14 protein-coding genes are annotated in these 26,453 nt (G+C 47.5%); 5 read left to right on the forward strand and 9 right to left on the reverse strand.

All coding sequences use genetic code 11. The annotated features are described in order from the left end of the window. Positions 1 to 487: 487 nt before the first annotated feature. The gene (locus OSC7112_RS27735) at positions 488 to 1,432 is read right to left on the reverse strand and encodes a response regulator (protein ID WP_015179002.1); all 945 of its coding nucleotides are present in this window, start codon (positions 1,430 to 1,432) and stop codon (positions 488 to 490) included. 156 nt (positions 1,433 to 1,588) lie between these two features. On the opposite strand from OSC7112_RS27735, the gene OSC7112_RS27740 reads away from it, so the two are divergent. Further along, a complete protein-coding gene (locus OSC7112_RS27740; protein WP_015179003.1) occupies positions 1,589 to 2,683 on the forward strand; it encodes a RuBisCO accumulation factor 1 in 1,095 nt (364 codons plus the stop codon). 259 nt (positions 2,684 to 2,942) lie between these two features. Here the strand turns inward: OSC7112_RS27740 and OSC7112_RS27745 are convergent, their stop codons facing one another. Next, complete coding sequence (locus OSC7112_RS27745; protein WP_015179004.1) at positions 2,943 to 3,938, reverse strand: DUF4349 domain-containing protein; 996 nt, start codon at positions 3,936 to 3,938, stop codon at positions 2,943 to 2,945. A 456-nt stretch (positions 3,939 to 4,394) separates the two neighbouring features. Here OSC7112_RS27745 and OSC7112_RS27750 point away from each other — a divergent pair, with 456 nt between their 5' ends. Then, a complete protein-coding gene (locus OSC7112_RS27750; protein WP_015179005.1) occupies positions 4,395 to 6,857 on the forward strand; it encodes an ATP-dependent helicase in 2,463 nt (820 codons plus the stop codon). Positions 6,858 to 7,383: 526 nt separating this feature from the next. Here OSC7112_RS27750 and OSC7112_RS27760 read toward each other — a convergent pair. Beyond that, positions 7,384 to 9,066: a tetratricopeptide repeat protein gene (locus OSC7112_RS27760; protein WP_015179006.1), complete on the reverse strand. Its 1,683-nt coding sequence runs from the start codon at positions 9,064 to 9,066 to the stop codon at positions 7,384 to 7,386. Positions 9,067 to 9,366: 300 nt separating this feature from the next. Here OSC7112_RS27760 and OSC7112_RS27765 point away from each other — a divergent pair, with 300 nt between their 5' ends. Next, positions 9,367 to 11,241 carry an RluA family pseudouridine synthase gene (locus OSC7112_RS27765; protein ID WP_015179007.1) on the forward strand — a complete coding sequence of 625 codons (1,875 nt, stop codon included), beginning with the start codon at positions 9,367 to 9,369 and terminating at the stop codon, positions 11,239 to 11,241. Between the two features lie 468 nt (positions 11,242 to 11,709). On the opposite strand, the gene OSC7112_RS27770 is transcribed toward OSC7112_RS27765, so the two are convergent. Beyond that, positions 11,710 to 14,232, reverse strand: a complete 2,523-nt coding sequence (locus OSC7112_RS27770; RefSeq protein ID WP_015179008.1) for an EAL domain-containing protein — start codon at positions 14,230 to 14,232, stop codon at positions 11,710 to 11,712. 302 nt (positions 14,233 to 14,534) lie between these two features. On the opposite strand from OSC7112_RS27770, the gene dapB reads away from it, so the two are divergent. Continuing rightward, positions 14,535 to 15,362: a 4-hydroxy-tetrahydrodipicolinate reductase gene (dapB, locus tag OSC7112_RS27775; RefSeq protein ID WP_041622769.1), complete on the forward strand. Its 828-nt coding sequence runs from the start codon at positions 14,535 to 14,537 to the stop codon at positions 15,360 to 15,362. Between the two features lie 168 nt (positions 15,363 to 15,530). Then, positions 15,531 to 16,247, forward strand: coding sequence for a DUF8619 family protein (locus OSC7112_RS27780; protein ID WP_015179011.1), 717 nt, complete (start codon positions 15,531 to 15,533; stop codon positions 16,245 to 16,247). Between the two features lie 308 nt (positions 16,248 to 16,555). Here the strand turns inward: OSC7112_RS27780 and OSC7112_RS27785 are convergent, their stop codons facing one another. From OSC7112_RS27785 to OSC7112_RS34800, 5 genes are all read right to left on the reverse strand, one after another. Beyond that, the gene (locus OSC7112_RS27785; RefSeq protein ID WP_015179012.1) at positions 16,556 to 19,696 is read right to left on the reverse strand and encodes an efflux RND transporter permease subunit; all 3,141 of its coding nucleotides are present in this window, start codon (positions 19,694 to 19,696) and stop codon (positions 16,556 to 16,558) included. A gap of 445 nt (positions 19,697 to 20,141) precedes the next feature. Beyond that, positions 20,142 to 23,279 carry an efflux RND transporter permease subunit gene (locus OSC7112_RS27790; protein WP_015179014.1) on the reverse strand — a complete coding sequence of 1,046 codons (3,138 nt, stop codon included), beginning with the start codon at positions 23,277 to 23,279 and terminating at the stop codon, positions 20,142 to 20,144. Positions 23,280 to 23,452: 173 nt separating this feature from the next. Continuing rightward, positions 23,453 to 25,453: an efflux RND transporter periplasmic adaptor subunit gene (locus OSC7112_RS34795; RefSeq protein ID WP_015179015.1), complete on the reverse strand. Its 2,001-nt coding sequence runs from the start codon at positions 25,451 to 25,453 to the stop codon at positions 23,453 to 23,455. A gap of 18 nt (positions 25,454 to 25,471) precedes the next feature. Further along, positions 25,472 to 25,594, reverse strand: coding sequence for a hypothetical protein (locus tag OSC7112_RS41975; RefSeq protein WP_263053561.1), 123 nt, complete (start codon positions 25,592 to 25,594; stop codon positions 25,472 to 25,474). A gap of 133 nt (positions 25,595 to 25,727) precedes the next feature. Then, positions 25,728 to 26,177, reverse strand: a complete 450-nt coding sequence (locus tag OSC7112_RS34800) for a superantigen-like protein SSL4 (RefSeq protein WP_015179016.1) — start codon at positions 26,175 to 26,177, stop codon at positions 25,728 to 25,730. Between the last annotated feature and the right edge of the window lie 276 nt (positions 26,178 to 26,453).

Genomic DNA, 26,453 nt, shown 5'->3' on the forward strand with positions numbered 1-26,453 from the left:
GTAATTGGGGAAAAGGTAATTGGTAACTGGTAATTGCTAGTTTCTCATCACGTAAAAATAATTAATCCGTCCATTCATGTCATGCTGTCGCCAGTCATCAATGCTTTTTATTGTTAGCTATCCGCGAGATTTGGTCTTGAATCCTTCGTTTGCTATTATTTTAAACTCTAGACAGAGAGCCAACTAATAACTAATGACTGATATCATTTCCGGTTACACTTATACATGATGTTGACGGTTGACTGTTGACTGTTCGCGGCGTCAACCGTCAACCGTCAACGCCGTGAACTCGAATTTACTATTCCGATGCTAACGGATTTGATATGACAACTAATGACTGATGACCACGCCCAAAAACAGGTACAAGCTCCCGACAATCGTCGTGGAGATTCCCAAATTTTAGACTTTTGTTCAAGCTCCAAGATTCACTGCGCTGCAAGTAAATCTAAAATCTAAAATCTAAAATCTAAAATCGACTGACTGATGACTAATGACCCTGAAAACTCATCAATACCAAAGCAACTTCTTGAGCGGCGAGGTGAACTGTTGTGAGTTCGTCGGGGCGCAGGGAACAAGGTTGCTTCCACTGCATGGAAATCAGGGCGATCGATCGACCTTTGTGAATCACCGGGATGCTCAGGTGAGCTTGAATGCCGGATTTCTGATAGTGCGGCAGACTCGCTAAGGCTGTGTCGAGCCCAATATTCACAGCACCCTGAATAGTTTGAGATGTAATTGCTTCTCGAACCAGAGGATCGTCTGCCAGCCAATTTTCCACAGTTGAACCAGTAGTGTGACTGCCTTGGACTGGTATTAAAACATTTCCTTCCACCATTTGCAAAATGCAAGAGTCCGCCAAAAAATTATCACTTATAGCAGTAGCAATTGGATCTAAACTTGCTTCCAAACTCGGATAATCCACAGCCGTTTGCATGATTGTTGCTAACAGTTGTATTTGATTTTGGGCGCGATCCAATTCCTCAGTCCGCTGCTTGAGAATTTCATAAGTCTCGGCCGCCTTTTGCACCACCATTTTCAGTTCGTTCGGGTCCCAAGGCTTGGTGATATACTTGTAAACCTGTCCTGAGTTAATCGCATCCACCAAGTCTTCAATGTCCGTAAAACCAGTCAAGATAATTCTGACCGTGTTCGGAAACTGGGGCACGGTTTTGCTCAAAAACTCCGTTCCTTTCATTTCGGGCATCCGCTGGTCGGAAATGATCACGGCGACCTCGCCTTCGATGCCGAGGACTTCCAAGGCGCGAATTCCGCTCTCAGCTTTGAGCACGTTAAAATCTCGTCGGAAAGTGCGGTAGAGTAAATCCAGATTGTCTGGTTCGTCGTCTACTACCAGCATTTTGGGCTTTTTCGGTCTGTGTAGGGTCATGAGCTGGCGTTTAATTTGATCTAGCTCTGAAATGGCATTATCCATAACAATACGATAAACTCCCCTTTGTAAATTTAGGCGAGCAACTATTCTGTAACAATAGTCTCATAACTCACTTACTATTAATCTATCGCTCTGCCGCGACACGAGCCTTGCCGGTATCCAATCACACATAACTTAGCGCTAGTTTTTGATTCAATTATGACTGATACACCGCAAGATTCATCCCCTCCTGCATCTGCATCCTCCACAAATGCTGTGGATGCCGAAAAGTTAATTCGATCGCTCCGCCGCAAAGAAGGCACTTGGGTAGAGTGGGGACAAGCCTGCACCGCACTGCTAAAAGCTGGCTACAACTCTCAAAGGATTTTTGAAGAAACTGGTTTTGAGCCAATTCAGCAAAATCAAGTAAGCGTCGCAGCCCAAGTTTACACCAGCATGGTAAATGCTGGGGCTTCAGAGGAAGTTCGATCGCACTTTTTGGGCAAAGGTAGCGATATCTTATACGAGTTTCGGATTCTCTCTCAAGTAGAGCGGGCCGGGGCGGCGGCTTTGATGCTAACCCACAATTTGGATGTTGACGATGCTCGCCAAGTTGCTAAAGCGATCAAGGAGTTTTCGCACTTGGGGAGTCTCCCCCAAGGGTTCACAGACACTCCCGGCGATGCTATGGCTTACCAATGCTGGCAATTGGCGAGACAGAAAAGCGATTTGCAAGAGCGATCGCGCCTAATTGCTCGCGGTTTAAAATTAGCTAGCAGCCCAACCGCTAGGGCGCAAATCGAGCAGTTGCTCGTCGATTTTACCGTAGTTCCGAGACGGGAAGCGCCCCGCTTGCCCGTCTACCGGCTCGATACCGAGGAACAATTGCCGCGCATTGTCCCGGTTGTGGGCAAATTGCCGCTTTCTACGACTGATTTGCTGGCAGTGCCTTTGCCGGAGGAAATCGAGCCGTTCCGAATGGTAAAATTTTCCGGAGCCGGAGCTTGGGTGGCGATTCCCGGATGGCAGGTAATTTTGAACGCTGAAGATCCGGTGGCCGTTTTGGAAATGAGCGATAGATTGCCGGTACCGCTGCAAGGCAAAGTTGAAGAAGTTTTGATTATTGCCGATCGAGCCCAAAGACAGTGGGATGCTGACAGTTATTTCCTCGCCGATAACGCTGGCAATTTAGAATTGTACTGGTTTGAACAATCCCCAAATATTCCTATTTTGGGGCGAGTTGTTCTGGTAATGCGTCCGAAAAAGATTGTGGATGAAGACTATACCAAAGATGGATGGCAAATTGATGATTAGTTAGTTGACGGTTGACGGTTGTCAGTTATCAGTTGACGGTTGTCAGTTGGTTTTAAGAACGGGTTCTCCGGTCGTTCCACAATACATAAATTTTACGTGGGTGGAATGACAACTGACTACTATAGCAATCCTTGCAGGAGTCGTCAATTTTTGACCCCACCCCAACCCTCCCCTTATCAAGGGGAGGGAGTAAGAAATGCACAAATGATTTAGGATGGCTATAACTAATGACTAATGACTACTGACTACTGACTACTGACTACTGAGGCGGTTTCGGTTCTTGAATTTGTGGAACAGAATGCTGTTTCTTAAATCGATTAAAGCCGTAAACCGCAGCCGCAATTAACAGCAAATAAGGACTGTAAGCCAACAGCCAAATACCCAAACCAAACAAACCGAGCGTCAATTCACCCACAGAATGAGTCGCTTTCCCCCAAGTTTCCTGCACCCGCAAACCTAGAGAAGGTTCGGGAGTTTGTTGAGCCGATACTGCTGCTTCTAGAGTTAAGCTAATAGTCGAATAGGCTACTTGATTTCGCAAACTTTTTAACTGAGCGTCAATGCGTTCGATCGACTCCCGAATATTGCTCAACTCTTGAGCAGCTTTGAGCACGTCGCCGACAGAGCCCGATCGCTCCATAATTTTTAACACCATTTCCTCCGATTTGCGGAGGTTCCGCAGCCTAGCCTCGCTGTCAACTAATTGATCGGTAACATCCTCAGCCGTCAGAGAACGGTTCTCTACAGTTCCGAGTTTTGCCAAAGCGTCTAAAGTAGTTTCTAACCGTTCTTGAGGCACGCGAATCTCCACAGACGCCGTTTGGCGGACACTGGAATCCGGCGGCTTTTGATTTTGGAAACCCAAGATATCGCCTTGCTGTTTTTCAACAATATTAGTAACAGATTTAGTGCTGGCGTCAATAGATTTGACAACTACGGTGAGTTCGGCTTTTTTAATCAGTTGGGGACGGGTGGCTGGAGTTTCTGCTGTTTTTTTTGATGAAGCAGGAGCTTTTGGCCTTTGGGCTGCTGGTGCGGGTGGGGGTGGTGGAGCCGATGCGGCCACTTGGTTTTCGCGGCTGCTGGATGAACCTGCGCCGCCTGTAGCGTTGGGCAGTGGAGATCCGCAGCTAGGCAAAGCAATGGCTGAAGATAAAGTTAAGAATACCGCCACAGCAAAACGAGTTGTGCTGTTGTTGGCTGGGTTTGGGTTTGGCTTGGGCGGGGGGGAATTGATTTTGAGGTGAGTTTTCATTTGGGTGACTCCTCTAAAAAAGGCTTGGGTATTGAATTTTATGCTGGTTTCAATTTAAGCTTCAATAGATAGCATTAGTTTAGCCGATACCGAAATGGAAACGGTAGAGGTTGAATACTTTGGGATTTTTAACCGCAGATGAACGCAGATGAACGCAGATGAAAGCCAATAAATATCGGTGTGATGAGCGAAAACAATTTGGTCGCAAGTTCCCGGATTCATCCGTGGAGGGAGAAAAAAGCTCCTCGCTCCCCATCGCCAGCCCCCGGATTTATGAGCGAGGTTGCTTTATTCAATCTAAAATCTAAAACCTAAAATCTAAAATCGATTGACGGTTTGGGTTCTGGATATAGACGATCGCAACTAAAGCAACTAGGTTTCTGATACCGTTTGAAAAGGCTGAACGCGACCAATATTTTTCTAATCTAAAATCTCAAATCTAAAATCTAAAATCGAATGACTGATGAATTTGATACTGATTTTATGCGATCGACAACCAATACCGATCGCCCGGATGTAGCCTCAGCGCTTTCAGAATCAGGGTTTGCGGCCGTTTTGCGAGAACAAGCTTGCCTTAAAATTCGCGAAAGCTTGCGTGCGGGGCAACAGGACATGGCGGACTGGGAAGGCGGCCCCCTTGCTGTTTCTGCGGTTCCGGGGGCCGGGAAGTCTACGGGAATGGCTGCTGCGTCGGCAATTGCGATCGCCCGCAACGGGCTTCACAGCCGCCGCCAGTTAATTGTCGTGACATTTACGCGATCGGCTGCTGCTAATATTAAAACTAAAATTCGGGAAAGATTGACAGAATTGTCTTTATCTCAAGGCGGTTTTGCGGTGCACACTTTGCACGGTTTAGCTTTGAATATTGCGATGCGCCATCCCGATTTGTCGGGTTTAAATTTAGAAAATTCAACCTTAGTTACTCCAACTCAAAGTCACCGATTAATTCGCACCTGTGTAGAACTTTGGATTGCGGAAAATCCCCGCCGATATCAAGTTTTGTTAGAAGGACAGCAATTCGACGGAGAGGAAACGGAGAGATTGCGGCGACAATCGGTTTTGCGGACGGAAATTTTGCCGCAGGTAGCTAAAACAGTGATTCACGAGGCAAAATCTTCTGGTTTGTTTCCCGAACAGTTGTTAGAAATGAGCGCTCTTGATACTGGGGACGGTTATGAGATTTTAGCGGTAGCGGGCGGTTTATATCAAAAATATCAGGCTTTGTTGAGGAGTCGGGAATTCATCGATTACGACGAGATGATTTTAGCAGCTTTGCGGGTGTTGGACAATCCGAAGGCGAGGGCGATCGAGCAAAAGCAAGTATTTGCCGTTTTTGAGGACGAAGCGCAGGATTCGACACCTTTGCAAACTCGGCTTTTGGAAACATTGGCGATCGATCCAGAGCGTCCGAACTCACCTCCCAATTTTATTAGAGTTGGCGACCCAAATCAAGCAATTAATTCTACTTTTACACCCGCCGACCCGATTTATTTTAACCAATTTTGTGATGAGTGCGAAGTAGAGAATAAGTTAGCGACAATGGACGGTGCAGGCCGCAGCACCCAGGTGATTATCGATGCAGCTAACTTTATGTTGAAATGGGTAAATAGCTCAAAACTAGCGGGAACGGAACAGCCTTTTCGCGACCAAACTATTAAGCCTGTACCCAGCTATGACCCGCAGCAAAATGCCAATCCGGCTCCCATTGGTCGAGGCTTAGAATTGCATACTCCCCGCGATATTTACCATACAGTTGAGTTGATTGGCAAGCGGGTAATTGAGTTAGTTGAGGAATTTTTACCTGCCGATTTTGAATTTGCAAGGAATGAAAAAGCTATCCATTCAGGCACGGAAGCTAGCGAGGGGGAAAATAGCGCAAAATTGCCTTTAGAAAATCTGAAGTCGATGGCTATTTTGGTGCGGGAAAACAAACAAGGTAAGTTTATCAAAGAAGTGCTAGAAAATCCTCACAAACACGGATTAAGCTTTGATTTGCACAAATATGGGATTAAAATTGAAGATGTGGGAGAACGGGACAGACATTCTCAAGTACCTTGGGAAATCTTAACACTGCTGCAATTTCTCGATCGCCCCCACTCTCCAGACTACCTGAAAGCAGCCTTAAAGATTTTGAGCGATCGGCAACTCATCCCCAAACAAGACTACAATGCTTTTGCGACTAGCCCCGAGCAATTCCTTTACCCAGGCCCCCTAGACCCGCAGCAGTCAGACCCCGTTCGCAAATGCCGCTATTTTTGCTGCGGTTTGCTGCAAGCTAGCTTAGAACTGCCGCCCTACCAAATCATCTCATTTTTAGCCTTAGCGCTGCAATACGACCAAACAGAATTAGCCACCGCCGACAAATTAGCAGAACGGGTAGCAATTCAAACAGCCGGCAACAATTCAATGCGGAATATTTTGGACGTACTTAGCGAAATTGTCAGTTCCGAAAGATTTGAACCTGTGGATGCAGACGACAAAATAGAAGAACGCTATACCAGCAAAGGTCAACTAACAATTATTACCATGCACAAAGCTAAAGGATTAGATTGGGATTGCGTATTTTTGCCGTTTCTGCACGAACAAACCATCCCCGGAAATTTGCGAGTTTTGCCGCAAGCCCGATTTTTAGGAGATTTCACTTTAGCAGAGGTAGCGAGAGCACAGATTCGAGCAAGTTTGCACGGAAAATATCCTTTACCAAATCTAGGCGAAGCCTGGGAACAAGCTGGTTATTTGAAAACAGCAGAAGAGTTTCGACTGCTGTATGTGGCGATGACGCGAGCAAAAAGCTTGCTGTGGATGGCGGCGGAGAAAAAAGGCCCTTTTACTTGGAACAAACCGGAGAATTTACAGGAGCAAAAACCTTGTCCGGTAATGCCTGTTTTGAAGCAGAGATTTCCGAGTAATGCGATATAAAAGAAGTAAGAATTATATCATGTCCGATCGATTACCCTTCATCAGGTAGGGGCGGGTTCACCAACAATATCTGCCAACAATCTCCAATCTCAAAAACCCGCCCGGCCGGGATATTATGGTCAATCTATCGGACATGATATTAAGCTGATGTGCATCAGCTTATCACAAGTTATCTGGCGTTAGAAAATCCCTATCTTTGTCGCATAATTAACTTAATTTGATTGTTAATTGTTGTGCATTTAAATTGTATGTTGATGGCGGGCTTTCTGGCCCACCCCACCACAAGAGTGAAAATTTATTTTACCATGCAATTTAAATGCGGATTAGCTTATTTGCAGGGGAAGTTCAGGTTAAAACTATACCCCAGCGCAGCGTTACGAAGAACAAAGCAATTTCAAAACTCAAAAATTTTTGTCAATTTCCCCTGAAGCTGTTCTGTATTTAAAGAGTATTTCAAAAAAAATTAAAGTCATGTGGGGTGGGCCTATGAGCCCGCCCTGAATATACAATTTAAATGCGCGACAGCTTACCACTTTCCTGACATCGCGTCTTTGAGTCTCAATTCTTCTCGACTGACTAAAGCTTCGTAGTAATCGGGTTTGATTTCGAGGGCGACTCCGTAAGAGCTAATGGCATCTTGAGTTCGCTGCAATTTTTGCAAAACGTCGCCCCGCTGCGCCCAAGCTTCCCAGTTGTCTGGCTTGAGTTGAATCACTCGATCGAAAGCGACGAGTGCTTGGGAATAGTTCTGCATTTCCCCTAGGATCAGACCTCGCTGTACCCAGCCTTGATAGTTGTCGGGCCAGATAGTAATTGCTCGATCGTATGATGCTAGAGCTTGTTCGTACTGCTGCAATTTTGACAAAGCATTGCCGCGTTTCAACCAAGCTTCAAAATTGTCTGGCACGATTTTAATTACGCGGTTGTAAGCTGCGACGGCTTGTTCGTACTGCTGCAATTTTTCCAGCGCTGCGCCTTGCTGCAACCCTACTTTTGATGTAATTTCTGCTTCTGAAGTCAGAGAGATTACTTTATCAAAACAGGCGATCGCTTCTTCGTACTGCTGCAATTTTTCCAGGGCTTCGCCTCGCAAGTTCCAAGCTTCTAGAAAATTACCTTCAATTTGTAGGGCATTGCTGTAAGCGATAATTGCCTCTTTGTAGCGTTCCAATCCTGCCAGGGCGATGCCTCTACCCAGCCAAGCTTCGGGAAAATTCGGATTAATTTGAATGGCTTGGTCAAATGCAGCGATCGCCCCTTCAAAATCTCTCGATTCTGACAGTGTTTGACCGCGCCCGATCCATGCTTCGGGATAAAAAGAATTAATTTGAATTGCCCGATCGAAACAAGCAATTGCCGCGTCTGCCCACTGGTGTTTGAGGGCCATTCCTTTATAAAACCAGGCTTCGCAGTCGTTCGGTTGCATTTGCAGTACGCGATCGTAAGCTGTCACCGCTTCTGCATATTTGTGCAATTTTGCTGAAGCAATGCCCCGATTGAACCAAGCCAGACTATTTTGCGGTTGCAGTTGAATGGCGCGATCGTAAGAAGTTACCGCTTCAGCGTAGCGTTCGGCTTTCATCAAAGCCAAACCTCGGTTCAGCCAAGCTTCCCAATTTGTCGGGACGAGTTTCAGCGCGCGCTCGAAAGCCGCCACCGCTTCAGGATAGCGCTCAGCTTGCAGCAACACGTTGCCTTGCCGGTACCACATGGCGGGCAAATTCGGATGAAGTTGGGTTGCTCTTTTGTAACAAGTTGCTGCTGCATCCCACTGCTGCAATTCCTCTAAAACTCTGCCCCGCTGATACCAAGCTTCGTGCTTTTCTGAATTGATTTGAATTGCGGTGTCGAAAGCCGCGATCGCTTCTGAGTGATTTTGCAAACTTAACAGCCCTGTCCCGCGCAGCATCCAAGCCCAGTATTCTTCGGGATTAATTGCTGTAGCTCGATCGGCGCAGGCTACGGTTTCTGCGTAGGAATGCAGTTGCTTGTAAGCTTTGCCCAGATTCAGCCACGCCCGGGCCCAGTCCGGCTTAATTTGAACCGCTTTTCCGTAGCAAAGGACTGCCGCTTCGTACCTTCCCGATGCGTACAATCTATTGCCCCGATCGTAATCTGGAAATGCTGCAAAAATTCTTAAAATCGGCGGCAGCAGAGCTGGTTGGGGGTTTGAGGAGTTTTCAGGAGCCGAAGTCGAGAGGTCTGGCATACGCCTTGCACATAAAAAATTTAGTGGGATAACAAGCTTGCGGTCTTATATATTAACTTATGCTTTTCTTAATCTCGCTGCTGTTTTGAAACAAATTTAGCATATCAGGCTTGGTGCGACAAATCATTCTTTACGTAATTATAGTAGGTATAAAATTATGCCCCGTTGCCGCTTTATGTACACCGCTGTAACATACGGTCAGTCGATTTTCGATTTTTGATTTTCGATTTTCGATTGACAATCAAGCATCCAGGATGCAAGCACATAGGCCCTAATTCAGGTTTAAAACCAAATTTTAAGATGCTAGAGTTGCACGCGCTTTTAGATTTCACGGACTGTCATTGGGAGTCGATCGACTCGCACCCAAATTATTGGTACGAAGGCCGTTGTCCTCAAAGCGGCGAGCTGCTGAGACTGCCGCGAACTCGAATGTCCGAGGAGCTCGCGCGGGGTTTGATGCAGTACCTGGCGGCTGACGGTGCCTACGATCGCGAAGGGAAGATGTACGGCATATTACTGGTGGAGATGCCTTCGGGGGAACAGGGGATACTCAAAGCATTTTCCGGGCTGCTGAACGGTTGCAGCCTTGTTGAAGGCTGGGTGCCGCCGATTCCGGGGCGAGATCGAGTTGCTTTCGAGGAAGCCCGCACGTTAACTCAATTGGAGGCGATGAAACAGGAACTTATTGCACTCCATCAACTCCCGCAGCGACAAGAGTATGAAGCCTTATTTCGGGAGTTTGAAGTGCAAATGCAAGTTTTGAGCGATCGGCACCGCAATTGCAAGCAGCAGCGAGACGAAAAACGCCAGTTACTGTGTCAAACTCTCGCCGCAGAAACACTAGAAATTGCCCTGGAACAACTGAATCAAGAAAGCCGTTTGGAGAAAATTGAACGCAGACAATTGAAACGGCAGCGGGATGAAACATTGCAGCCGCTAAAACAATTAATTGAAGCTGCGGATCGGCGGATGCGGGCGCTGAAACAGCAGCGAAAAGAACTTTCCCGCGAACTTCAGACGCAAATGCACGCGGCTTACACTCTGGTCAATTTTTTGGGGAAATCGCGATCGATCTCCTCATTGATGCCAAGCAATTCTATTCCCACTGGCACCGGCGACTGTTGCGCGCCAAAATTGCTCCACTACGCGGCAGCAAACAATTTGAAACCGCTGGCAATGGCTGAGTTTTGGTGGGGGCCGCCATCGGGCGATAAGATACAGGGAGAATTTTACGGTGCTTGTGGCGATCGGTGTCAGCCGTTGATGGGTTTTTTGCTGTCAGGATTGGCTCAAAATCCGACTGTTTCTAATATAAATCAGGGTTTGACGGGCGGGCTAGAAGCCCACCCCACAAATCATCATATTGCTCGCTTCACGGGCATCTTGCCCGTTACAAAGGGCGGGCTAGAAGCCCACCCCACAAATCATCATATTGCTCGCTTCACGGGCATCTTGCCCGTTACAAAGGGCGGGCTAGAAGCCCACCCCACAAATCATCATATTGCTCGCTTCACGGGCATCTTGCCCGTTACGCCCGTTACCCAAATGCTACCGATCGTTTATGAAGACAAATGGTTGATTGCGGTCAATAAACCCTCTGGGTTGCTGTCAGTTCCAGGTCGTTATCGGGAAAATCAAGATAGTGTTTTCAGTCGTTTGCGTAACTTGTTACCTGATAGTTGGGATTTGACGGTGGTGCATCGTTTAGATTTGGAAACATCGGGAATTTTGCTATTGGCGCGGGACAAAGAAACTAGCAGTCAACTCAGGCAGCAATTTGCAAAAAAGGAGGTTCACAAAGTTTATGAAGCGGTGCTTTCGGGTACTGTAAAAATTGATGCGGGGACGATCGAACTCCCACTTTGGGGCGATCCAGAAAATCGCCCTTACCAGCAAGTCAATTGGGAGTGCGGAAAGCCCAGCGTTACTCGCTTTCAGGTAATGGCGAGGGAGGGAAATTGCGATCGCGTCGAGTTTTTGCCGCTGACGGGACGCACCCATCAATTGAGGGTTCATGCAGCGGATGTTCGAGGGTTGGGGATACCGATTTTGGGCGATCGACTTTACGGATGTCGGGCTGCTGCGAATCGGCTACACTTGCACGCGCGGGAACTTTCCTTTAAGCATCCGCAGTTGGGAGAAACGCTATACCTACAGGCAGAAACACCATTTTGAGTTAAGGGCGATCGGGCAACGATCGGTATCTGTAGAATAACAAGTAATCTCTTTTCCGGTTACACCGGAATGATGTAGACGGTTGACGGTTGACAGTCAACCGCCAACCGTCAACGCCGTGAACTCGAATTTACTATTCCGATGCTAACGGATTTGATATAATTGCTTCAGCATCAAGAGTTTTAGTAGAAACCGGTGCTGACAGTAACTCATAGTTTTAGTGATTTAATCCTAAACGACGCTGAAATAATACAGCTTTATTGCTACCGACAGCGTTATTTAAATTAAGAGCCTACTCTGTTAAGTTTCGAGGCTCGATAACCAGGTGGCTGACAATTTCTTTCAGCTTCATGTTTGGGTACCTAACAGTAATTTTAGTCCCTAACATATTAGATATCTGCTTTGGGAACCCGATCGACTTTCAATTTTAGCTCTAACGTACAATAACTAATAACTAATAACCCACAACTACCACTGCGGATCGGAAGCCATCAAAGCAGTCGCAGCCTCGCTCGGTAACGGCTTAGCAAAAAAATAACCCTGACCGTATTCGCAGCCGATCGACCTCAACCTAGCTAATTGTGCCGCCGTCTCCACACCCTCAGCAATCACATCCATACCCAAAGCGTGAGCCAGCGCCACAATCGTCCGCACGATCGCCACATTCTCCCCCTCGCTTTCGATCTCCATCCGCCCCACAAACGACTTATCAACCTTCAAAGTATCCGTAGGAAACCGGCTCAAATAACTCAGCGACGAATAACCCGTGCCAAAATCATCAATTCCCAACTTGACATTTAACGCTTTCATCTGCTTCAAAACCCCGATCGCCGACTCCACATCCTCCATCACCACACTCTCAGTAATCTCCAACTTCAAACTCTCGGCACTCAAACCCGTTGTTTCCAAAATCACCTGAATGCGATCGACCAAATCCGGCTGAGCAAACTGCTTCCCAGATAAATTTACACTCATAGTTAAAGCTCGATCGAAACCAAACATTTCCTCCCACAGCCGCAACTGCCGGCAAGCCTCCTCCAGCACCCACTCACCCAGCGGCACAATTGCCCCCGTTTCTTCAGCCACCGGAATAAACTTCATCGGCGGAATCAAACCCCGCAGCGGGTGCTGCCAGCGTACCAAAGCCTCAAACCCAATAATCCTCCCGCTTGCCAAAGATACAAACGGCTGGTAGTGCAGCAAAAACTCCTGACGCTTGAGGGCTATCCGCAAATCAGTTTCCAACTGCAACCTCTCCACCGCCAAAGCGTGCATCGAAGCATTAAACACCTGATACCTTCCCGTTCCCAAAGCCTTCGCCCGGTACATCGCCGTGTGGGCGTTCCGCAGCAAGTGTTCCGGCTGTTCCCTGACATTCGCAGCGGGTTCGCCCCCCAGGGCAATCCCGATGCTTGCCGTCACAAACACCTCCTGCCCGTTCAACTCAAAAGGCACAATTAGAGCTTGGTGAATTCGATCGGCCAAATCCACGGCACTGTCAACATCAACATTCCTCACCAAAATCGCAAAATCGTCGCCTCCCACCCGCGCCACAATATCCCCGGAGCCAATAATCGCCCTCAACCGCACCACCACCGCCATCAGCAGTTCATCCCCCACCAAATGACCCAAAGAATCATTAATTACCTTAAACCTGTCTAAATCTAGAAACAGCACCGCAAACAAATAGCTGCGCCGGCCCCTAGTATTGGCGATCGCCCGCCCCAGACAATCCACGAACAAATCCCGGTTGGGCAAACCCGTTAGAGAATCGTGAAAAGCATCGTAAAGCTTCCTGTAAGCACTGACACCCACACCAGTCACCACCAAACCCAAAGTCGGCGACACTAACGGTACCCACCCACCCCCAGTAAAAATCCCGTAACTAATCCCCAACAGTCCCATCAATCCCGCACCCCCAGCCAATCCCGCCCTCCCAGGATGCTGAATCCGCCAAGCCAAAACCCCGCCAACCATCGCCCAAGCACCGTTCCACAAAATTTCCGCCCATTCCGGCCACACCCAAAACAGCGATCGTCCATCCAAAACCGCACTCAATATTTGGCTGAGCATTTGCGCGTGCAGCAACACCCCCGGCATTTTCGGACTTTGCTTTTTAACCGGGCTGTAAGGCGTCAAAAACAAATCTCTAGTGCTCGGTGCCGTCGTCCCGATCAACACAATCTTGTCCTTAACCCAGCTTGGTTCAATTTCTCCCTTCAATACCTGCGCGATACTGACTTGTCGCGGCACGTCCTTACCAGAACGGTATTTGAGCAGAATTTGGTAGCCTTTGGCGTCGAGATTTGCATAGCCGCCGCTGTCAGAAGTTAAAGGCACAAATTCTGCCTTTCCCCAGTTGATTTGGTGGGGATGAACAGGGCTATTTTTCTGCTGTACTCTGTCTTTGAGATACAGCAAAGCCACTTGCAAAGAAAACGATAAAGCAATCTTTTTGTCTGGTTGCGAGACTGAGAGCAAATTGCGGCGTACAACGCCATCAGGATCGAGCACGAAGTCGTTAAAACCAAGTCGATCGGGCGGTATCCCCGGAGGCGCAGGCACTCCCTGACTTTCTGAATCGCTCAATTTATAGATCGCCACCACATTCGGTGCTTTCAACTCGGCCAGCAATTCTTGGTGTCCCGGCGCTTGAGGCAAATCCCGGTACAAATCCAAACCGATGACTTTTGGCCGATACTTTTGCAGTTTTGCCAACGTTTGAGCGATCGCACCGTCGGAAATCGGAAATCTCCCCAAAGCTTGAATATCGGCTTCAGAAATTGCCACTACCAGCAGTCGCGGATCGGGGCCGGAATCTGGCTGCAAGCGCACTAACGAGTCAAAACTCCCCAATTCCCAGCTTTGCAGGCCTCCCAACTGCCGCACTCCAATATTCAGCAGCGTTACAGTCGCGCCCACAAGCATTGCAGGCAAAATCCTGACCCGTCGGTTTTGAGAACTCAGGTTCAGGCCAGTTGCCACAGACATGACATATCGAAGATTTCGAGAGAATTTGGCAGTCACAGAAAAAATATGTCGGTGCAAATTAGCTTTGCACAAGTCTGTTCTTACAGAATTGAGCTTAATATGAGATTGAATGTAATTTTTTCAGAACTTGTGCCGCAACCGAGTTTCTTTAAGCTAATTACTCGATTTGGTAAAGTATTTCTGGAATGGGAACCGGGTTTTTGAAGATTTGCCGACAAATCCTGTCTTTCATTCCTTGTTTCCCCAAATTCGCACAAGCGTTAAAATTTAGTCGATCGAACTTTCAGGATATTTTTGAGATTATGGCGAATCAACTTCCGATTCCGGTGATTGTTAACGGTGCTGCGGGCAAAATGGGCCGCGAAGTAATTAAGGCGATCGCCCGTGCTAGTGACATGACCTTATTTGGGGCTGTAGACCGCTCCCCTGAGTGCCTCAACGCCGATGCCGGGGAATTAGCCGGATGCGGCCCGTTAGAAGTTCCCATCACGGACGACTTGCAAGGAATGCTGGTATTAGCAGCCCAAGAAAAGCAGTTAGGGGTGATGGTAGATTTTACGCACCCTTCGTCTGTTTATGAAAACGTGCGATCGGCTATAGCTTACGGCATTCGCCCGGTAGTCGGCACTACTGGCTTGAGTAGCGAGCAAATTCAAGAATTAGCTGAATTTGCTGATAAAGCGAGCATCGGGTGTTTGATCGTACCCAATTTCTCGATCGGCATGGTTTTGCTCCAACAAGCCGCCGTCACGGCATCTCAGTATTTTGAACACGTAGAAATTATCGAGCTGCACCACAATCAAAAAGCCGATGCCCCCAGCGGTACGGCAATTCAAACTGCCCAGATGTTAGCAGAAATGGGAAAAACTTTCAATCCGCCAGAAGTTGAGGAAACCGAAAAATTAGCCGGAGCTCGGGGTTCAGTGGCGGATGAAGGGATTCGCATTCACAGCATCCGTTTACCCGGTTTAATTGCCCACCAAGAGGTAATTTTTGGCGGCGCCGGTCAAGTGTATACTTTACGACACGATACGAGCGATCGAGCTTGTTATATGCCCGGAGTCTTGCTGTCTATACGCAAAGTCCTTGAACTGCGATCGCTCGTTTACGGATTGGAAAAAATCTTGTAGTCATTAGTCATCAGTCATCAGTCATCAGTCATCAGTCATTAGTCATTGGTAATGTGGAATTAATCTGACTTCTAACTTCTGATTTTTGACTTAAACATCAATTCGTTAAATCTGTTAAACCCCTCAATATAATCCGCTTCCGAACAGACATCCGTTGCCGAAATTCCTATGCTACTTCCCTTAACCCGTGAAACCTTTCAAGAACTAATTCCTGCCGTCGCCACGGGAGCGCAATACAAATATATCTGGGGAAAACCGCCCGATTTTTTGAGGCGAATGTTAATCTCAGCAGTCAGCGTAGTTTTCCTCCTGGTAGTTTACAACCTCGCCGGTTCCGATGTCGGGCCGCTAGTTTTAATCACCGGATTGATATCTGGTTTGTACTGGCTGTGGGGGCCAATTTTGTGGGCGAGTTTGCGGAATGCAGAATGCCGCAAATATCAATACTGCGGTTTTTGGCAAGGGCGAGTTTTGGATGTTTACATCACAGATGAAGTCACAAGTCAAGAAGAAACTGTCAATCAAAAAGGACAACTCGTAATAGTTGACAACCTAGAACCGCGCATCAACTTAGAAGTTGGCGACAAAACCGGATTTACTACTACACTTCGAGCTCCATTACGGAAAGATCACCAAGGAATTGTCCCCGGCCAAGCTGCTTTAATGTTAATTATGTCAAATCAAGAAGATTTAGGCAGAATTGCCAAAGTTTCAGATATTTATATTCCCAGCCGTGACGTGTGGGTGAGCGACTATCCTTATTTACGCAGAGATTTGTTTGTCGAGATGAGCCAACAGATTAAAAAAGGTAGACAGAAAAAAAGAGAAAATAGCAGCAATCAAAGCAGAGACAGAAAAAGGAACTTATCCCCCGATTACGATTAATATCAAATGCGTTCGCATCGGAAGTTGGGTTAGGGCGGGTTTTTGGGATGGTCGGTTTCCGGCGATGATTGTTGGTAAAACCCGCCCCTAGTAATTCAAATTTTGTAGGGGCGGGTTCACCAACTATATCTAACAATTATCAACCATCTAAATAAACCCGCCCCCACCCCACAAATAACCCACATCAACCTAAAATTTGGCTCGAATGTTAAGATGTTGGTGATGATTATTGGTTGGGTTAGGGCGGGTTTTTGGGATGGTCGGTTTCCGGCGATGATTGTTGGTGAACCCGCCCCTACGAACCAATTTTAATTGCGGGTAGAAGGTCGAGTTTTCGGACGCCAGAAAAATTCAGACAGCTTCATTTTTGGTTGACCTAGCCGTTTTCGCCACGCTTCCATATAAGTGTAAAATACCGGAGTAAGATACAGCGTTAAAACTTGCGAAAACAGCAATCCACCGACGATCGCAATTCCCAACGGACGGCGCGATTCGGAACCGCTACCAACTCCCAGGGCGATCGGCAAAGTTCCAATTAAAGCCGCCATCGTTGTCATCATAATCGGACGGAAACGCACGATGCAGGCTTCGTAGATGGCCTCAAACGCGCTTCTGCCTTCTTGGCGCTGTTTCTCGATCGCAAAATCTACCAGCATGATACCGTTTTTCTTGACAATTCCCACCAGCAAAATAATCCCGATAAACGAATAGAGATTGAGTTCAACCTGAAAGATTACCAGCGTTAACAGTGCACCAAATCCGGCTGACGGCAAACCTGACAAAATTGTCAGCGGGTGAATGAAATCCTCGTACAAAATGCCGAGAATTAAATAAATCACCAGAATAGAAACCAGCAACAACCAACCTAGATCGTTAAAAGATTGGTTGAATACCTGTGCTGCACCTTGGAAACTTGTTGTCACTGACGGCGGCAAAACATCCTTTGCAACTTTCTCGATAGCTGCGGTTGCTTGACTCAGCGATGTACCTGGGAGAGTGTCAAAGGAGATTGTAGCAGAGGGCAATCCGCTTAGGTGATTGACGGTTAGCGGCCCGACTGTTTGGGTGACATTTGCGATCGCGCTTAGCGATATCATTTGTCCGGTGTTCGATCGCACGTAAAGCATCGACAAAGCACTCGGATCGCGCTGAAACTCAGGCTTGAGCTCTAACACAACCGTAAATTGATTGTTCGGGGTATAAATCGTGGAAACCTGTCCTGAACCGTAAGCTGCGCTGAGGGTTTTTTGCACTTGTTGAGCACTAACTCCGACTGTTGCGGCTTTGTCGCGATCGACTTTAACTTGAAGCTGAGGCGTGCTCAGTTGCAAATCGCTATCCACACCGCGCAATCCCCGTAGCGTTTTGATTTTAGCTAACAATTCCGGCACCGCTTGACGCAGCGCTTGCAAGTCTAAACTTTGCACCGTAAACTGATATTGTGAATTCGTTTGTTGACCGCCGATCGGAATCGCAGCAGGAGAGCGTATAAAAGCTTGAATGCCGGGAATTCCGCGCAATTTAGGAGTGAGTTGTTGGATGATTTCGTCGGCACTGAGGCGGCGCTGCGATCGCGGTTTGAGCCTAATTGTAATGCGTCCGTTGTTCGCGGATGCGTTCGGGCCGCTCGCACCTACGGTTGAGTTCAACGCTGCGATGTTTGGATTTTTCCGAATAATATCAACGACTTTTTGTTGGTGAAGCAGCATATCTTCAAACGAAATATCTTGCGCTCCTTTTGTGTTAACCATCAGTTGTCCGGTGTCTTCAGTCGGAATAAAGCCTTTCGGAACCAGAACGAACAGATAAGCCGTCAATACCAGCAGAATTACAGAAACAATCAGTGTCACGAAACGGTATTTCAAAACAGGTTTTAGCGTCCATTCATATCCTTGGAGTAGCAGCTCGAATCCCCGCTCTGAGAGGTGGTAGAAGCGGTTTTTTGGGTGTTGGTGGGACGATTTGAGAAATCGACTGCACAACATCGGCGTGAGGCTCAGAGACACAAATCCAGACACCAAAATTGCGACAGAAATTGTCACAGCAAATTCGTGGAATAACCGACCGATCAACCCGCCCATAAACATGATGGGAATAAATACGGCGACCAATGAAAGCGTCATTGAAATAATGGTAAAACCAATTTCTCTCGACCCTTTTAATGCTGCTTCTAGCGGTGCTTCTCCCATTTCTTGATGGCGGACAATATTTTCGAGAACCACGATCGCATCATCCACCACAAACCCCACTGAAAGCGTCAGCGCCATCAGAGACAGGTTATCTAACGAGTATCCCAACTGATACATCACCGCAAACGTACCGATAATCGCTACAGGCAAAGCTAAACTCGGAATTAACGTCGCTGTGAGGTTCCGCAAAAATAGAAAAATTACTAAGACAACCAGACACACCGACAAAACTAAGGAGAACTTCACATCATCTACAGAAGCCCGAATTGATTGAGAGCGATCGTACATAATTCCCATTTCAATCGATTGGGGAATTTGTTGTTTGAGTGCAGGTAACATTTGCACGATCGCATCGACAATTTCGACAGTATTGGCATCCGGTTGAGGCTGGACGGCTAGCAAAATTGCCGGTTGATTTGTAACATTTTTATCGCTGTATAAATTCAAAACTTTGTTGTTCTGCACGTCGTCAATCACGTTTCCTAAATCTTGCAGCCGCACTGCTGCGCCATTTTTGTAAGCAACGATCAGCGATCGATATTCTGCAGCACGGTTCAATTGACCGTTTACCTGAATTAAATAGCTTTTGTTATCACCAGAAAGGCTTCCGGTTGGCAAGTTGACATTTCCTTGCGTAACTGCGGTTCTAACTTGATCTAATCCGATTCCCCTGGAGGTCAATTCTCGCGGATCGAGTTGAATTCTCACTGCATATTGTTTCTGCCCGTAAACCTGCACTTGCGCCACGCCGTCGATCGCTGAGATGGGTTGTGCGATCGTCACTTCTGCGGCTTCATCCACTTCTGCAATTGGCAGGGTTTTGGAGTACAAATAAAGGTATAGAACCGGCGCAACTGAAGGGTTAACTTTCCGGTAGGTAGGCGGTTTGGGCATTCCCGATGGCAATGAACCTGCGGCGGCGGCGATCGCAGCTTGTACGTCTTTAGCAGCAGAATTCACACTGCGGCTGAAGTCGAATTGTAGGGAAATGTTGGCGCTACCGGTGGAACTGGTGGAGTTAAACGAATTGAGGCCAGCTATTTCAGTGAACTGTCTTTCTAGCGGCGCGGCGACTGAGGATGACATTGTTTCGGGGGTGGCACCGGGTAAGCTAGCAGAGACACTCACAAAGGGATATTCAACGTGAGGTAAGGCGCTAATTGGTAGCAGAAAATAACTCATCAAACCGAAAATTAGAATGCCGGTGGTAACTAGGGTAGTCATCACGGGGCGGCGGATAAAGATTTCTGATAGGTTCATAAAACTTGGTTGGTAGTGAGATGTCGAACCATGAGGACACGGCAGTGCTCAAGGCGTGTCAACTTAAGGGGTTAGTCCGCTAGTCCGCTAGTCCGCCAGGGGTTGAAACCCCTGTCTAATAGCTAAAGTCCTCTGAAGAGGACTAATGAGTTTAAAATTTTTCTTCTCAGTCCTCATAGCGAGGACTTTAGCTTTGAGGCAGGGGTTTCAACCCCTGCCGGACTGCGGGTCTGACAAGTTGACAGCTATGGGCATGGTGCGGTGTCCTCCTCGTGAGGATAATCGATTATTTTGGGGTAAGAAAACGGCATTTCCCTGTCCAGAGTTACGATTGTTTTGGGGTAGGGAAACGGCATTGCCGTGTCCTTTTCGTGAGGATAATCGATTATTTTGGGGTAAGAAAACGGCATTGCCGTGTCCTATTAAAACGACTGTTTTACCGTCCTCATTTAAATGAAAAAACTTGCCGAAACTTCACCTCATTGAGCTTTTTCCGCCACGATTCCATGTAGATGTAAAATACGGGCGTGAGATACAGTGTCAAAACTTGTGAAAACAAAAGTCCGCCGACAACGGCAATTCCTAACGGGCGGCGAGATTCCGAACCCGCACCAACTCCTAGGGCGATCGGCAAAGTTCCCATTAAAGCTGCCATTGTGGTCATCATAATCGGCCGAAAGCGCACTAAGCAGGCTTGATAGATTGCTTCCGCTGGTTTTTTGCCGTCGTCGCGCTGGGCTTCGATCGCAAAATCCACCATCATAATGCCGTTTTTCTTAACAATCCCTACCAGCAAGATGATACCGATGAATGAATAAACGTTGAGTTCAACGCCAAACAACATCAGCGTTAATAACGCGCCAAAGCCCGCCGAAGGCAATCCCGACAGAATTGTAATCGGATGGATGAAATCTTCGTACAAAATACCCAGAATTAAATAGATTACCAAAATTGCCACGGCCAACAGAAACCCTAAACTCGGCAGCGAACTTTGAAATACTTGGCTCGCGCCCTTATAATTGGTAGAAATGCTGTCAGGAATTACCGATTTCACGATTTTGTCGATCGCACTATTTGCCGTTCCCAGCGCCACCCCAGGCGCGAGGTTGTAGGAAATGGTCGCAGCATTCATCCGCCCGACATGGTTGACAATTAACGGTGCAGTTCCCGGAGTGATTTTAGCAAAGGTTGCTAGCGGTACTTGTGTTTGACCGCCAGAAGCATCACTCGAATTACTGCCTGTTGTCGCGATGTAAAGCTGCATCAAAGCATTGGGATCTTTTTGATACTTTGGTTCTAGTTCCAAAATAACTTGATACTCGTTGCTTGCACCGTAAATCGTGGAAACTTGGTAAGCGCCGTAGGCATTTCTCAGGGTGTTTTCAATTTGTTGAGCTGTAATTCCTAATACTGAGGCTTTGTCGCGATCGATATCAACTTTGATTTGAGAAGTCATCTGCAAATCGCTGTTCACATCCTGAATTTCTGGCATTGCTTTCATTTTGTCAACCAGTTGCGGGACGTACTGCCGCAGCGGAATTACGTCAGAACTTTGCAGCGCGAGTTGATACAATCCTGTGCTTTGTTGGGTTCCCAAAGGAATTGCCGGAGGATTTTGCAAGAAGACTTGAATGCCGGGAATCTCTGCTAGTTGCGATCGCAAATTCTGCACAATTTCGTCGGCTCCCATCTGCCGCTGCGATCGGGGTTTCAGCCGAATAAACAAGCTTCCCGAATTTCCGGCAACTGCCGCCCCGCCGCCATTTGCACTCGCTCCTGCCCCGATATTCGAGTTAACTGCTTCCACATTCGGATCTTGGCGAATCGCGCTGACAACGGCTTGCTGGTGGCGAACTAATTCATCGAAAGAGGCATCTTGTGCAGCTTGAGTAATGCCCGTGATTTGTCCGGTATCTTGGCTGGGAATAAAGCCTTTGGGAACCGCGATAAATAATCCAACTGTGACAAACACCATTGCGAAGGACAAAATCATTGTGGTGCGGTGATATTTTAAAGCTTTCTTGAGGCTCCAATCGTACCAACTCAAAAAGACCTCGAATACATACTCTGAAGCTCGATAAAGCCGGCTTTGATTGGCGTGATTGACCGGACGCAAAAAACGGCTGCACAACATCGGTGTCAAGCTCAAAGATACAAAGCCTGAAACCAAAATTGAAACTGCAATCGTCACTGCAAATTCATGAAACAAGCGCCCCAACAACTCGCTCATAAATAACATCGGAATAAACACCGCCACCAAGGAAAGCGTCATCGATAAAATCGTAAAGCCGATTTCCCTAGACCCGTTTAGCGCCGCTTCTCGCGGGGTTTCTCCTTCTTCTATGTGGCGGACGATGTTTTCGAGCATGACGATCGCATCATCGACTACAAAGCCTACGGATAGCGTCAGTGCCATCATCGACAAGTTATCTAGCGAGTAGTCCAATAAGTGCATGACGCCAAAGGTTGCGATCAGCGAAACCGGCAGCGCTAAGCTGGGAATGACTGTGGCAGACAGATTGCGTAAAAATAAGAAAATTACTAAGATAACTAGGGCGATCGTCAAAACGAGGGTAAACCGAACGTCGTCAACCGACTCGCGAATCGATTGAGACGCATCGTACATCACCCCAAGATCGATCGAACTCGGAATCTGAGTTTTTAAGTTGGGTAGCAATTTTTGAATCGTATCTACAACTTCTACAGTATTCGTACCCGGCTGTCTTTGAATCGTGAGGATAATTGCGCGATCGTTGTTATACCAACTCGCAAGTTGAGTATTTTCTACGCTGTCAATGACTCGTCCTAATTGTTCGAGATAAACAGGCTGTCCATTTTTATACGTCACGATTAAACGGCGGAATGCAGCAGCATCCTGAAGCTGTCCGTTGGTTTGCACAGTAAAGTTTTTATGGCTGCCGGAAAGGCTTCCTGTGGGTAAGTTGACGTTTCCTTGTTCGATCGCACTTTGCACTCGATCGATGCCAATTTGCCGCGTTGCTAACTGTTGCGGATCGAGTTGAATTCTAGCAGCATATTTTTGAGAACCGTAAATCTGTACTTGCGCCACACCGGCGATTGTCGAAAGCTTTTGCGCTAGATAGGTTTGTGCGTATTTATCAACCTCAGAAAGCGGAAGCGTTGGTGAAGTGAGATAAAGGTAAAGAATCGGCCCGTCGGCGGGGTTGACTTTGCTGTAAGTCGGCGGATTTGGCAAATCGTTGGGCATTTGGCCGGATGCCGAAGAAATTGCCGATTCCACATCTTGCGCCGCATCGTCAATATTGTGGCTGAGATTGAACTGAAGCGTAATTTGAGTTTTGCCGCTGGTACTCGTTGAGGTTAGCGTATCGAGTCCAGCAATGCTGGAAAATTGCTTTTCTAGCGGGCGCGCCACCGATGCCGCCATCGTTTCCGGGCTGGCGCCGGGGCGGGAAGCGCTGACTTGAATCGTGGGATAATCGACGTTTGGCAAATCGCTAATCGGCAGTAAACGATAACTCATCCAACCAAAAATCAGAATTGCCGCCATCACCAAGGTGGTCATAATTGGACGGCGAATAAACGGTTCTGAGAGATTCATTATATAAAGTCCGGTTAATTACTTATCAAACTTATACGGGCATAGGGCATAGGGCATAGGGCATGGGGCATGGGGCATTGGGCATGGGGCATTGGGCATGGGGCATTGGGCAAAAGTATGATAATTATTCAACCGGAAATGATCTTGTCTCCCGATTGACAAGAACGATCGCCCTAGGGATTCTGGCGTGATTTCCATGACTTATTTCCCGATGAATTCAAGTCTCTACCAGATTTTACACCCGATTCTTTAGCTCCAGATATGTCTGAATTATTCCCTTGACTTCTATCAGAACTCTTGCCTAAACCCTCAGAGTTATCTTTAGCATCCGATGTTGTTTTAATGCGAATCTTGCTACCATCAACCAGATTTGCTTGTCCGTCGGTGACAACTTCATCACCCGCATCCAGACCTTTTTGGATGACAGTTAAGCCGTTGATTGTATTGCTGACAACTACAGGCACATTTTCCACTGTATCGTCTTCTTGGGCAACAAATACGAATTGTCCGTTCGGCCCTGTCTGTACAGCTTGTGAGGGAACAACAATCGCATTTGGTTGTTGACTTAATGTTAGAGTTGTGTTAACAAATTGACCTGGAAAAAGTTTGCCATCTGCGTTATTAAAGTCACCAATCAGTTGAATTGAGCCAGTGGCATTGTCAACCGTATTGTTCACAAATGACAAGGTTCCCGATATCGGACGATTGTTTCCGGCAAAGGTGACATCAACTTTAAGTTTGCCGTTGTCCGCGTATTTTTGGATTTGTGGGAGGTTGGATTCAGGAACCGAAAAGGCAACTTGAATTGGATTAATTGTGGAGATTGTCACCAAGGGTTTGTCGGTGCTTGCTTGCACCACATTGCCGATCGTCACCAGAATATTTCCGGCACGCCCGTCGATCGGCGCATAGACCTTGGTATAGGATGATTGCACCTGAGCATTTTTCAAGGCACCGCCGTCTGCACTCAACCCAGCTTGAGAACCCTCGATCGCGGCCCGATCGCCTTCCACGACAGCCCGAGCATTCTCAATCCCTACTAAATCGCTTTTCACCGCCGTCTCAGCATTCTCAATCCCCACTAGATCGCTTTTCACCGCCGTCTCAGCATTGGCGATCGCCACGAGATCGCCTTTGACGACAGATTCAGCATTGGCGATGCCGATGCGATCGCTCTTCACCGCCGTCTCAGCATTGGCGATCGCTTGCTGGTCAAGATCGACCGTTGCCGCAGCGGCTCGGCTGCTGGTAGCGTATTGTTGGGCTTGATCTTGACTGATTACTCCTTGTTCGTAGAGGGCTGCGTACCGTTGACTTTGTGCTTCGGCATATTGTGCTTGCGCTCGATCCTTGGTCAAGGTGGCGATCGCTTGCTTAACTGCACCTTGGTCTTTTTCGAGCGTCATTTTGGCTTGTTCGACAAGTCCTCGGTCTTTTTTAAGAGTCGTTTTGGCTTGTTCGACAAGTCCTCGGTCTTTTTGAAGAGTCGCTTTGGCTTGCTCGACAATTCCTCGGTCTTTGTCCAGGGTTGCTCTAGCTTGTTCGACAACTCCTCGATCTTTAGAAAGGTTGGCTGCGGCTTGTTGCACCTGTGCTTGGCTTTTTGCTACGATTCCTTGAGCTTGCTGGATCGAGGCAGTTTGAGAGCGATCGTCGATCGAAAACAGCAGTTGTCCTTTCTTAACTTCTTGCCCTTTCTTGAAATAAACTCCTGTAATCCGCCCGCTAGCTTGTGGTGTCACCGAGACAGTAGAACTCGATTGCACGTTGCCGATGGCTTGCAACTGTATCGGCACCGTTTTTTTCGTTACTGTTGCCACTGTCACCGGAGTCACTTGCAGTCTGCCGCTGCGGCTCGGTTTTTCCGCTTTAGGAGCAGTCGATCGCTGCCAAACCAAAAATCCTAGCCCACCCACCAGCAGCAACCCCAGTAGAAACAGCGCAATCCGCCCTTTCGCCAGTACCTTTTCCGTCGGTTGTTTGGCTGCAACACTGTCCGCCGGTTCGCTCTCCGGCAATGTTGGAGCTTCCTGAAAAACTTCACGGAGAGCGTCTTTTGGAGTTTCACTAACAATTTCTACCTTATGCGTCGGTTGCTCGTTCAGCTTCAGAGTTTCGTCAGAAACTTTAGGGCGAGTGCCATTCCGACTGTCACTAATAATTTCCTCGATCATCACAAACCTCTTTGGTAACTAACATCTTGCACTATTCTCAAAAACAGGCTTTCCGGCTTGTTCTACAGGAGAGTAATTTTCTTGGGGAGTAGGATTGACAATGGTGCAAAAGGTGAGCAACATCTCAGTTGTAATTAACATCTTGTATCATTTATCATTGTCAAGAACAGGCAAGATGCCTGTTCCACAACACATCAATTTTCTTGTGGAGTAGGCCGGAGAACCCGCGCAAGTTTTGTATCTGTTTCGCACTGCAAGTTGCCCAATCAGAGCGTTATTGCGAACTTGTTTGAGACTGCTTTTGTCCCCGAGGATAAGCAGTCTTGAGAATGCCTTTAATTTTTGTCTTTTGTTCGGCGGTGAGATTTAGCTCGGACAAAGCTTTCCGCATTTTTTCACCTCCCTTGACTTTCGTTTCTAACTGTTGTACCTGCTCGGGCGTCAACACCGCTTCGACTTGTTTGCGAATTTCCTCGCGTTTCTGTGCGCGTTCTGCATCCGTTGCTTTCGGTTGCGCTGAACTTGGAGTTGAAGTCGCCGCGACAGGTTGAGCAGTTTGAGTGGAAGCAGAATCCGCCTTCGCTTGGTCGGAACTTACTGGATTGGCCGCCGTCGTGTCAGGTTGGGTAGCTTCGGAGGCATTGGATTGCGTACAAGCAGACAAACCGCCTACCAAAAGTGCACCGACGAGGAGAAATGCTGGTGCGATCGTTGTTTTTTTCATGATTTACTGCCTCTAATTAACCTTCACCACCAAATCTTATAGGCTAAAATCAGCCAGCGCATGACCCAAGATTCCTAACTTGACCAGTCAAAAAGCACTTTGCGGTTGTGACTTTTTTCCTAGTCCCAAATGCCAAAATCAGCCGAAAAGGCTCTAGCGCGATCGCTGGCAGATTCGCTAAGCTGCTACACATAACTTGTCTGTTATGGCAAAAGGGGAGCGCGGGAGAGGGGGAGAGTGGGAGAGTGGGAGAATTGCTCAATGACCGATGACCGA

The sequence above is a fragment of the Oscillatoria nigro-viridis PCC 7112 genome (assembly GCF_000317475.1).
In the GTDB taxonomy this organism is placed as follows: domain Bacteria; phylum Cyanobacteriota; class Cyanobacteriia; order Cyanobacteriales; family Microcoleaceae; genus Microcoleus; species Microcoleus nigroviridis.

Bases quoted from the DNA above. Each gene is read 5' to 3' on its own strand.
- dapB (WP_041622769.1), top strand. From the start codon at position 14,535: ATGGCGAATCAACTTCCGATTCCGGTGATTGTTAACGGTGCTGCGGGC.
- OSC7112_RS27790 (WP_015179014.1), bottom strand. From the start codon at position 23,279: ATGAATCTCTCAGAACCGTTTATTCGCCGTCCAATTATGACCACCTTG.
- OSC7112_RS27770 (WP_015179008.1), bottom strand. From the start codon at position 14,232: ATGTCTGTGGCAACTGGCCTGAACCTGAGTTCTCAAAACCGACGGGTC.
- OSC7112_RS34800 (WP_015179016.1), bottom strand. From the start codon at position 26,177: ATGAAAAAAACAACGATCGCACCAGCATTTCTCCTCGTCGGTGCACTT.
- OSC7112_RS27780 (WP_015179011.1), top strand. From the start codon at position 15,531: ATGCTACTTCCCTTAACCCGTGAAACCTTTCAAGAACTAATTCCTGCC.
- OSC7112_RS34795 (WP_015179015.1), bottom strand. From the start codon at position 25,453: ATGATCGAGGAAATTATTAGTGACAGTCGGAATGGCACTCGCCCTAAA.
- OSC7112_RS27785 (WP_015179012.1), bottom strand. From the start codon at position 19,696: ATGAACCTATCAGAAATCTTTATCCGCCGCCCCGTGATGACTACCCTA.
- OSC7112_RS27760 (WP_015179006.1), bottom strand. From the start codon at position 9,066: ATGCCAGACCTCTCGACTTCGGCTCCTGAAAACTCCTCAAACCCCCAA.
- OSC7112_RS27745 (WP_015179004.1), bottom strand. From the start codon at position 3,938: ATGAAAACTCACCTCAAAATCAATTCCCCCCCGCCCAAGCCAAACCCA.
- OSC7112_RS41975 (WP_263053561.1), bottom strand. From the start codon at position 25,594: ATGTTAATTACAACTGAGATGTTGCTCACCTTTTGCACCATTGTCAAT.
- OSC7112_RS27735 (WP_015179002.1), bottom strand. From the start codon at position 1,432: ATGGATAATGCCATTTCAGAGCTAGATCAAATTAAACGCCAGCTCATG.
- OSC7112_RS27750 (WP_015179005.1), top strand. From the start codon at position 4,395: ATGACTGATGAATTTGATACTGATTTTATGCGATCGACAACCAATACC.
- OSC7112_RS27765 (WP_015179007.1), top strand. From the start codon at position 9,367: ATGCTAGAGTTGCACGCGCTTTTAGATTTCACGGACTGTCATTGGGAG.
- OSC7112_RS27740 (WP_015179003.1), top strand. From the start codon at position 1,589: ATGACTGATACACCGCAAGATTCATCCCCTCCTGCATCTGCATCCTCC.